The 9,213-nt window shown below is 75.1% G+C and carries 8 protein-coding genes and 1 pseudogene; 6 read left to right on the top strand and 3 right to left on the bottom strand.

The window, feature by feature from the left end; all coding sequences use genetic code 11:
* The first annotated feature begins 301 nt into the window (after positions 1 to 301).
* The 4 genes from HCN52_RS17900 (at position 302) to HCN52_RS17885 (ending at position 3,816) form a co-directional block, all read left to right on the top strand.
* Positions 302 to 934 (top strand): sporulation delaying protein family toxin, encoded by a 633-nt coding sequence (locus HCN52_RS17900; protein ID WP_168089460.1) that lies wholly within the window; start codon positions 302 to 304, stop codon positions 932 to 934.
* A 110-nt stretch (positions 935 to 1,044) separates the two neighbouring features.
* The gene (locus HCN52_RS17895; RefSeq protein WP_168089454.1) at positions 1,045 to 2,112 is read left to right on the top strand and encodes a helix-turn-helix domain-containing protein; all 1,068 of its coding nucleotides are present in this window, start codon (positions 1,045 to 1,047) and stop codon (positions 2,110 to 2,112) included.
* Between the two features lie 58 nt (positions 2,113 to 2,170).
* Positions 2,171 to 2,764 (top strand): SdpA family antimicrobial peptide system protein, encoded by a 594-nt coding sequence (locus HCN52_RS17890; protein ID WP_168089459.1) that lies wholly within the window; start codon positions 2,171 to 2,173, stop codon positions 2,762 to 2,764.
* Positions 2,761 to 3,816: a sporulation-delaying protein SdpB family protein gene (locus HCN52_RS17885; protein WP_168089458.1), complete on the top strand. Its 1,056-nt coding sequence runs from the start codon at positions 2,761 to 2,763 to the stop codon at positions 3,814 to 3,816. Before HCN52_RS17890 ends, HCN52_RS17885 begins: the two co-directional genes overlap by 4 nt.
* 131 nt (positions 3,817 to 3,947) lie before the next feature.
* Here the strand turns inward: HCN52_RS17885 and HCN52_RS17880 are convergent, their stop codons facing one another.
* A complete protein-coding gene (locus tag HCN52_RS17880; protein WP_209314681.1) occupies positions 3,948 to 4,748 on the bottom strand; it encodes a hypothetical protein in 801 nt (266 codons plus the stop codon).
* Between the two features lie 223 nt (positions 4,749 to 4,971).
* Here HCN52_RS17880 and HCN52_RS17875 point away from each other — a divergent pair, with 223 nt between their 5' ends.
* Positions 4,972 to 6,114, top strand: coding sequence for a PQQ-dependent sugar dehydrogenase (locus tag HCN52_RS17875; protein ID WP_168089457.1), 1,143 nt, complete (start codon positions 4,972 to 4,974; stop codon positions 6,112 to 6,114).
* A 63-nt stretch (positions 6,115 to 6,177) separates the two neighbouring features.
* Here the strand turns inward: HCN52_RS17875 and HCN52_RS17870 are convergent, their stop codons facing one another.
* Together HCN52_RS17870 and HCN52_RS17865 are read right to left on the bottom strand one after the other, a co-directional pair.
* Positions 6,178 to 6,483, bottom strand: coding sequence for a DUF8827 family protein (locus tag HCN52_RS17870; RefSeq protein ID WP_168089456.1), 306 nt, complete (start codon positions 6,481 to 6,483; stop codon positions 6,178 to 6,180).
* Between the two features lie 244 nt (positions 6,484 to 6,727).
* Positions 6,728 to 8,183 (bottom strand): annotated as a pseudogene (locus HCN52_RS17865) (acyltransferase family protein).
* Between the two features lie 187 nt (positions 8,184 to 8,370).
* Between HCN52_RS17865 and HCN52_RS17860 the strand changes: the two are divergent.
* The gene (locus HCN52_RS17860; protein ID WP_168089455.1) at positions 8,371 to 9,171 is read left to right on the top strand and encodes an SDR family NAD(P)-dependent oxidoreductase; all 801 of its coding nucleotides are present in this window, start codon (positions 8,371 to 8,373) and stop codon (positions 9,169 to 9,171) included.
* Positions 9,172 to 9,213 lie beyond the last annotated feature (42 nt).

Raw genomic sequence — 9,213 nt, 5'->3', positions numbered from 1 at the left:
GAGATGCACCCCCGGTCCGCCGACTGGGACACCGACATCCGACACTTCGTCAACAAGTGCCGGCCCGGCGGATGGGGCGCGCGGGACGAGCGGCGGCGGACGGGGCGGTTCCGGCAACATGCTGCAACCCGCTGCACCATGTGCCCGTCCTCACCTCTTGAGGGCGGTGGCGCCCGCTGGGCAGGGTGTGGATCTCCCCCAGCCCACCGCCGGACGGTCGCCGCGCACCAGCCGCGGTGTCGCCGTGCTGCCGCGGCCCGGGGCAGGGGCCCACCGTCGTTCCGTCCAGGAGGCACCACACGTGAAGTTCTCACCGAAGACGATCGCCACCGCGGCCGCCGTCGCCCTGCTCGCCGGAGCGGGGGTCGTCGGCACCGCCCAGGCATCGACCGCCGCCGCCCCCGCGAGCCACGAGCACCTCATCGAGCAGCAGGCGGCCACCGCGACGGAGGACGGTCGCGACCTGCTCCGCGGCCTGGTCTTCACCCAGGGCCCCGTCGCCGACGGCCTGATCAAGGCCGGCTTCTACAACGACACGCCGGAGGTCCTGGAGCACAACCGCAGCGCCGACGCGGTCGCCGCCGCGGACACCCTGCTCGACATCATCGAGCGGAACGAGCCCACCTTCTTCGCCGACTTCTCCACGGACCTGCGCAGTGGCGACCCGCGCCGGGTGCAGAGCGGCCTGGAGACGGCCACCAAGGTCCTCGCCGCCCACCAGACCGCCGTCGAGGAGGCGGTCGAGCCGTACGGCCAGGGCGCCTGCGTCATGGCCGTCCTCGCCGTCAACTTCGCCGCGATCGGCAACGTCCTCGCCGTGTTCAACGCCGAGTACGCCTGGGACGTCCAGCACTACTGGAGCCAGATCATGCAGGGAGAACTCGGCGCGGAGGAGAGCATCGCCCAGCTCGCCACGGCGCTCCGGACTGCCTGAGCCGTACTGGCGGGGCCCGGCACGGCCCCGGTTCCGACCGGACCCCGCCGGCCGGAACCGGGTCGCGCCGGGCCCGCGAACGACACCGCGATCCAGGGGGAGGTGCACAGGTGCGAGGCGAGTCGCCAGGGGCCGACGCCTCACGGGCAGGGCTGCCGCAGGTGAGCCGGCGCGTCATGCGGGTGCTCGGCCTGTCCCCCGCGGAGGAGGACGTCTACCGTCGGCTGCTCGCCGAACCCGAGGTCTCCACCCACCACCTCCGGTCGGTGCTCGGAGCCCGGGCGGGCACAGTGGAGGCGGTGCTCGACCGGCTCCGGGAGCTCGGCGTCGTCGAGGAGCACGGCGAGGGCTGGCGCGCCCAGGAGCCGGACGCCGCCGTCGCCCGGCTCGTCGACGACCGCATGGACCACCTGCTGCGCCAGGTCCGCGCCCTCGCCCACACCGGTTCCATCGTCGAGGAGTTGGAGCGCAACCGCGCCGACACCCCCGTGCCGCCGGACGGCGGGGCGCCGGCGGAGACCGCGCTCGTCGAGCGGATCACCGACCCGGTCGAACTCCAACTGCGGCTGCGGGCGCTGTCGTTCATCTCCTGCGCCGAACTCCTCAGCGCCGAGACCGCCGAGACGCTCACCGCCGACCACATCCGCCGCACCGAGCCGGTGAAGCACCGCCACCTCCGCCAGGGCACCACCGTGCGCCAACTCGTGCCCCCGGACGCCGTGGAGGACCCCCGGGTCGTGCGCCACCTCCGCGAACTCGCCTTCGCCGGCGCCCTGGTCCGGGTCGCCCCCGAGCTGGACCGCCCGCTGACCGTCCACGACCGGGAGGTCGCCCACCTCCCGGCCGACCCGGTGGACGGCGACCGCGGCACGCTCTGCGTGCGCGAACCCGGACTGGTCGACACCCTCGTCCGGGACTTCGACCGCCTCTGGGAGGAGGCCGAGGAGTTCGACGGCGCCGACTCCCCGACCGACGCGGAGGGGGACGGCACCATCAGCGAGGTGCAGGCCCGGGTCCTCGCCGCGATGTGCCGCGCGAGCAAGGACGAGACCGGCGCCCGCCGCGTCGGCCTCTCGCTGCGCACCTACCGACGGCACGTCGCCGAACTCATCCACCTGCTCGGCGCGGACAACCGGGTGCACGCCGCGCTGCTCGCCCGTGACCGGGGCTGGCTCTGACGCCCCGCCCGCCTCACCGCGCGCCCGCCGTGGGCCGCGACGCCAAGGAGTCACCGACATGAAGTGGACCGACCCCGCGCGGTGGCGCGGCCGCATCGCGGTCACCGCGCCCCCGACGACCCGGACGCCGCGCACCTGGATCGCCGCCGTGGCCGCGGTGTGGACGGTGCTCGCCCTCTACGTGGCGCAGGCCCACCTGCCCGACAACGTCGTCAAGCTGCCCGGGCAGGCGTCGGTCACCGACGCGAGCCGCACCGTCCTCCCGCAGGGCTGGGCGTTCTTCACCAAGTCGCCCCGGGACCCCGACATGGGCGCGTGGACGGAGACCGCAGGCGGCTGGCAGGACGCCCGCCTCGGCCGCCACGCGGAGTTCGGCTTCGACCGGGCCAGCCGGGCGCAGGGCGTCGAACTCGGCGTGCTGTTCTACGAGGCCCGCGACATCGAGCCCCTGGAGTGCGAGGGCCGTACCGCGCCCGCGTGCCTGGCCGCCGCACCCGTCAGCGCCGAGGTCGTCAACCCCGGCCCCTCGCCCACGCTCTGCGGCCGGGTGGGCATCGTCCACGAGTCGCCCGTGCCCTTCGCCTGGCGCGACCTCTACGACACCACCCGCATCGTCGAAAACGCCCTCGTCCTGGAGGTGACCTGCCCGTGAGGACCATCCCGCTGCCGTGGACCGCCGTCTACGGCCTCGCCCGCACCCTGGTCGCGCTGGCGACGCTGGGGACCGTCCTCCTCAGCTCCACCGACACCCTGTTCCGCCCGGTCTCCGGCATCGAGGAGAGCGTCGGCTGCGGCGGCGTCAACGGGATCGGGGTGTTCTGCCTCGTCCCGGAGGACCGGCTGACGGCGGCCCGGCTGCTGTGCGTGGCGGTGCTGCTGGTCGTCGCCTCCGGATGGCGTCCCCGCTGGACCGCGCTGCCGCACGCCTGGGTGACCTTCAGCGTCTGGGGCAACGTCGCCATCTCGGACGGCGGCGACCAGATCGCCACCATCCTCGCGCTGCTCCTGACGCTCACCGCTCTCGGCGACCCGCGCCGCTTCCACTGGGACCGCCTCCCCGCGGACCGCGCCGAGACCCCGGTGAGCCGCGCCGTCGCGCTGGGCTGCCTCTCGGCGCTGGTGGTGGTGCGGGTGCAGATGTCCCTGGTCTACTTCCAGGCGTGCGTCGCCAAACTGCCCCACGCGGAATGGGCCGACGGGACCGTCATGTGGTACTGGGCCACCCACCCGGCCTTCGGCGCCCCCGGGGTGCTGCAACCGCTGGTCGACCCGGTGATCCGCAACCCGCTCGGCGTCGCCGCGCTCACCTGGGTGCCGCTGGCGATCGAGCTGGGACTGGCGGTGGCGCTGCTGCTGCCGCAGCGGTGGCGCTGGCGGCTGCTGGCGGCCGGCGTGCTGTTCCACTTCTCCATCGGGCTGATGATGGGCCTGTGGAGCTTCTCGTTCGCGATGTGGGCCGGACTGGTGGTGCTCTGCTGCCCGCTCGGCGCGCACCTCGCCGTCCGGCGGGCGGACGCCGCCACCGCGCCGACGGCATCGCCGGACGCCGACGCCGATGCCGACGCTGCGAGCCGGCGACGGCTCGCGGCCCAACCCGCTGCTGCCGAACCCGCGGTCGACGAGCCCGCCGGCGGCGAGGAGCAGCCCGCCGCGCCCCCGGCCGCGCCCACGGTCACCCCCGCCCCGGCCCGGGCCGGCGGCTGAGAGCGCGGGGTCTCACACCGCTCCGATACCCACGAGCCCCCGGGTCCCGTCGGCACCACCCCCGGCCGACGGGCCCCGGGCAGCGGTAGCGGTAGCGGTAGCGGTACGCGCGTGGGGCGACGTCGCCCCGGTCAGGCCCCGGGACCGTCGGGGACAGCGGCCCGCACCGGCCGCGTCAGCCGGGCGGCGCCCAGCAGCCCGTACCCGGCGACGACCACCGCGGCGACGAACGCGGAGAGAGTGACCGCGAACCCGTCGGCGGCCGGGTCCAGGAAGTCGCTGTAGGAGTCCACCCCCGCCGCGATCATGAACGCCAGGTAGGCGAGCAGCGGCACGGTCCACGTCAACGGGAACCACCACCGCGCCCGACGCTGGTTCCGGCCGACGAACAGCCAGTCGACCAGCACCACCAGCGGCGTCACCAGGTGGGTGAAGAGCGCCGAGGTGGTCAGGTAGCCCGTCTCCAGACCGCCCATCAGCGTGTGCCACACCACGCCCACCAGCAGCAGCGCCACCGCCGCGGCGCCGCGCGCCCACGGGCTCGGGGGTTCGAGGCGCACCCGGCCGGTGACGAACGGGTAGGCCGCCAACCCCAGGTACAGCACTCCGGTGACGAAGCTGGCGAGGTGGCTCAGGTCCTCCAGCGCCAGCAGCGGGTCGCCGAACCGGACGGCGACGTCCGTGTACCCGATGAAGGCGCACGCGGCGACCGCGAGGCGCCAGCCGGTGAACACCGCGAGGGCACGGGCGCCCGGCGGGCTGCCCGCGCTCGCGCCGCCACCCGGGGTGTCCGCGCCGCCGCTCCCGGGACCGGCCTGCTGCGAGGGGAGCGCCGGTGCCGGCCGGGCGTCCGCCGCGCCGGCGTCCGCCGCGGACGTACCGCCGCGCGGCTGCCCAGGCTCGGCTGCCGGGCCTTCGTTCAGGTGTGTCATGCCAGGACCCTAGCCCGCGGTGCCCGGGAGCGGACCCGGATGTCCCGCTCTGCTGGGCCGGCGGCCGTCCGCCCCGGCAGGGCCGGCGGCGGGGCCCACCCGGGTCGTGCGCTCCGACCGGCGGACCCGTCCCTGCCTTCTGCCCTGCGAGCACCGCCCGTTCGCCTCGTCGCTGTGGCAGTCTGGGCGCAGGCGGCCGCAGTTGGGCGAGGGAGCAGACATCATGGCGAGGTACGGGCCGGGAGGCACACGGTCGGCGGCGCTCGCCCTGACCGCCGCACTGGCGGTGCTCGCCACCGGCTGCGCCGGTGGCCCCGCCGCCGACCGCGCCGCGCAACTCGCCGCAGCGGAGCAGCGGGAGAGCCCGTCGCCCGCACCTGCCCCGGACGACGACGCCGGCGGCGGCCCGTCCGGCGGGGAGGAGCCCGGCACACCGGGCGCACCCGACGGCGAGCCCGAGCCCACCCCCACCGACCCGCCGGCGGCGCCCGCCGAGGGCAGCGCCACCGTGGAACGCACCTTCGCCCTCGACGGCGTCAGCGCCCCCTGGGGGCTGGCGGTGCTCCCCGACGGCGCCCTGCTCATCGGCTCCCGCGACACCGGCACCGTCCACCGCCTGGACCCCGATACCGGTGACACGACCACGGTCGGGACGGTGCAGGCCGCCGAGCCGGAGTCAGGACGTGGACTTCTGGGTCTGGACAGCGACGGCAGCCACGTCTACGCCTTCTACTCGACGGCGTCCGACAGCCGTGTGAGCCGCTTCGTCTACAGTCCGGACCGTGCCGAGGGCTCGCAACTGAGTCCCGCACAGGGGCTTGTGACGGGCATGCCCATCGAATCGGTTGCCAATGGCGGTGCGGTCGCTTTGGGCCCGGACGAACTGCTCTACGCAGCCACCGCACAAGGCGGTCCGGACCAGGGCGCCGCCGGTGACGTCCTCACTCGTGTGACGCTCGTCGGAGGCGACCCCGATGCCTCCCACGGCCCGGGAGGGCGGGTCGCGGCAGGCGATCCCGGTGTCCGCGCTTTCGACTGGGACGCGGTGGGCCGCCTCTGGTACCTGGCGGGCGACGGTGTGCTGCGACATCTCGAGCACGGGGCAACGCCCGGCAGTTCGACCGAGCTCGACGCGGGACTACCGGAGAACGCAGAGGGGCTGGCATACGCGTCCGCCGCGCTCTGGGTGTCGGATCCCCTCACGGATGTCCTGTGGAGGCTGCCGCTCGACGGAGCCGACCTCGTGGCCGACGCGACGGCAGTAAGCCTCGGGACCGGCGAGAGCCTGCGCGTCGTCCGTGCGGCTGACGGTGATCGGCTCTGGGCGCTGTCCGGGAGCGAACTCCTGGAGATCAGCGTCAGCTGAGCCGAGAAGGCCTGCGCACGTCGGCCGGTGGGAAGCGACGGCGGGCGGGGACAGGCCGCCCCGTCAGACGGCCATCCCGTAGACGATGGTGAACAAGGTGCCGAGTGAGCCGATGATGAAGACGCCTGTGAGACCGGCGACGATCAGGCCCTTGCCCTGTTCCGCGCTGAAGGTGTCGCGCATCGCGGTGGAACCGATCCGCTGCTTGGCCGCACCCCAGATCGCGATGGCCAGGCAGATGAGAATGGCAAGCGCCATGATCACCTGGACCATCGTCCTCGCCTCGCCGCCAAGTGATCCGAAAGGACCCCAGTCGGGAGCGATACCACCGATGATCTCGGTGATGTCCGCCTCTTGCGCCAGGAACATCCTTCACTCACCGCCTTCGCCGTAGCTGCCTCACTCCGGATTGTGCCACGCTTCCGCGTGCCGGACCGTGTCACGGGTGTCCAAGACGCCGTTAACTTTTGACGCTGGAACGGGCGTTGGGCGTCGGCCGTGGCAGAGACCTGCGGGGACGGCCCAACGGGCCGGGGGCGCCCGGGGCGACGCGTGATCCGGGTCATGCCCGGGGCGGTGGCGGGAGGCGTTCCCTCCGCCGCCGGTCGTCCCCTCACCGCTCCTTGGCCAACGGCCCCTCCCCGGGCGTCTCGGTGCGGGGGCGGGTGCTGCCGGCCCACGTCACCAACGCCCAGCCCGCCGCGGTCAGCAGCAGGGCGAACGGCGTGGTGACCGGCAGGACGACCAGCGTGGCGGAGTGTCCGGTCAGCATCCCGCCGAACCCCGTCATCGACACCCCGAGGACGCCGAACAGCGCGAGGGTGACACCGATGGCGGCGACCACCACCGAGCCGGGAGCGGTAGCCGCCGAGGTCCGGCCGCCGAAGGCGGCTCCCGAGCCGGGGAGTTCGAGACGCCGGAACAGTGCCACCAGCCCGGCCGTCACCCCGGCGGCCACCGCGAGCCGCACCGGTGCCTGCGCCCACCACGCCCCCGACGCCGGCTCCGGCAGCGGCACCTGGAGCGTCACGAGCGTGGCGTAGACGGCGAGCATGGCGGTGAGGTGCCAGAGGAACGCGGTCATCGCGGTGCCGTTGGCCGCCACCACGGCCCGCCAGACCCCGGGGACGGCGAGGACGCGGCCGGCCGGTCGGCGCAGCAGCTCGACCGCGCCGGCCAGCCAGAGGCCGTGGCAGAGCAGCGCGAGCGTGGGCGGGGCCATGTTGCTGACCTCCTCGCCCGGCATCCCCACCATCGACAGCGGGTACGGACCGGCCCCCACCAGCGCCGCCGTGCTCAGCAGGCCGCCGACCGCCAGCGCCGCGGGCACGCCGGGCCGGTGCAGCCGGCCGTCCGCCCGGAGGAAGCCGAGCTGGTGGACCGCCAGCCAGACCAGGGCGAAGTTGAGGAACTCGACGTACGGTACGCCGCCCGCGAACCGCGCCAGGTCCACCAGCACCCCCCCCGGATGCCAGCGCGGCGAAGGCGCCCCACCCCCACCGCTCGTGCAGCCGCAGCATCGGCGGTGTCAGCGCCGCCATCGCCAGGTAGACGCCGATGAACCACAGCGGCTGGGCGACCAACCGGAGCACGGCGGGGACCGCGCCCTCGCCGAGCACCGCCTCCAGCAGCAGCGCCAGCACCGCCCAGACGCCGGCGAAGACCGCGACGGGCAGCAGCAGCCGCCGCAGCCGGGCACGGAGGAAGGCGGGGTAGACGGAGCCGGCGGGACCGGCGGAGCCGGCCTGCGCCGCGCGGCGCCGCAGCGACCGGTAGGCGAGGGCGTGGGAGAAGCCGCCGACGAGGAAGAAGACCGGCATGACCTGGAACAGCCAGGTCAGCACCTGGAGCGCGGGGACCTCCGCCAGCAGGTTGCCGATGACCAGCCCGCCGTCGGGGCCGACGGTGACCGCCGCCATCGTCCAGTGGCCGACCACCACCGTCGCCAGCGAGGCGACGCGGAGCAGGTCGACGTACCGGTCGCGGCCGGCGGGGGTGGCCGCGGCCAGGCGCGCGGCGGGGGAGGCGTCCCGGCGCTGACGCACCGGCCGGGCGAGTCGTGGGCTCATGCCGGAACCCTCGCGCGGCGCGTCGGCCTGCGGCATCCGCCGTGGTACCCAGCACCGAGGTGAGTACCACGGGAGCGCGGGGTGCGCCCCGCTCCGGGGCGCACCGTCCGCAGGCTGACGGGAGCGCGGTGGTCGCGGGGTGCGTCGGCTCCCGGCCCGGGCACGAGGCGCGGCCTACGCTGGGGCGATGCAGCGATTCGAGGGGTACCGGGCCCTGGTCACCGGAGCGGGCAGCGGCATCGGAGCGGCGGTCGCGCGCCGACTGGCGTCGGAGGGGGCGGCGGTCGCCGTCACCGATGTGGACGCAGGGCGGGCGGCGGAGGTGGCCGAGAGCGTCACGGCCGAGGGCGGCACGGCCGTCGCACTGCGGTGCGACGTCTCCGACACGACCTCGGTGGACGCCGCGGTGGCGGCTGCCACGGAGCGGCTGGGCGGGCTGGAGACGCTGGTCAACAACGCCTTCGCCGGCACCCCGGAGACGGTCCTGCTGGAGCTCTCGGACATGGGGGAGTGGCTCGCCGCGTTCGACGTGACCCTGCACGGCGCCTACCGGTGCGCCCGGGCGGCGATGCCGCACCTGGCGCGGGCGGAGGGGCGGGGCTCGATCGTGACCGTCGGCTCGGTCAACGGTGAGCAGGACTTCGGCGGCCACGCCTACAGCGCGGCGAAGGCGGCTCTCGGCAGCCTGACCCGGACGCTGGCGGTCGAGAGCGCCCCGCGCGGCGTCCGGGCCAACCTGGTGGCGCCCGGGACGGTCGACACCCCGGCGTGGGACCGGCGCCGCCCGGTGCTGGAACGGGTCGCCTCGCACTACCCGCTGGGACGGGTGGGCCGGCCGGAGGACATCGCCGCCGCGGTGGCGTTCCTGGCCTCCCGCGATGCCGACTGGGTGACGGGGGTGACGCTGCCGGTCGACGGCGGGGTGCTGATCGGCAACGTCGCGATGCGGCGCGACATGCGCGATCCCGGTGAGGACGACGCGCGCTGACGGTGCGTTGGCGGCGTCCCGGCCGGCCGGAGCGGCCGGCCG

This window comes from Streptomyces bohaiensis (assembly GCF_012033785.1).
GTDB classification, from domain to species: domain Bacteria; phylum Actinomycetota; class Actinomycetes; order Streptomycetales; family Streptomycetaceae; genus Streptomyces; species Streptomyces bohaiensis.
The sequence above is the reverse complement of the archived record's forward strand: the minus strand, read 5'-3'. Positions and strand labels throughout refer to the sequence as shown.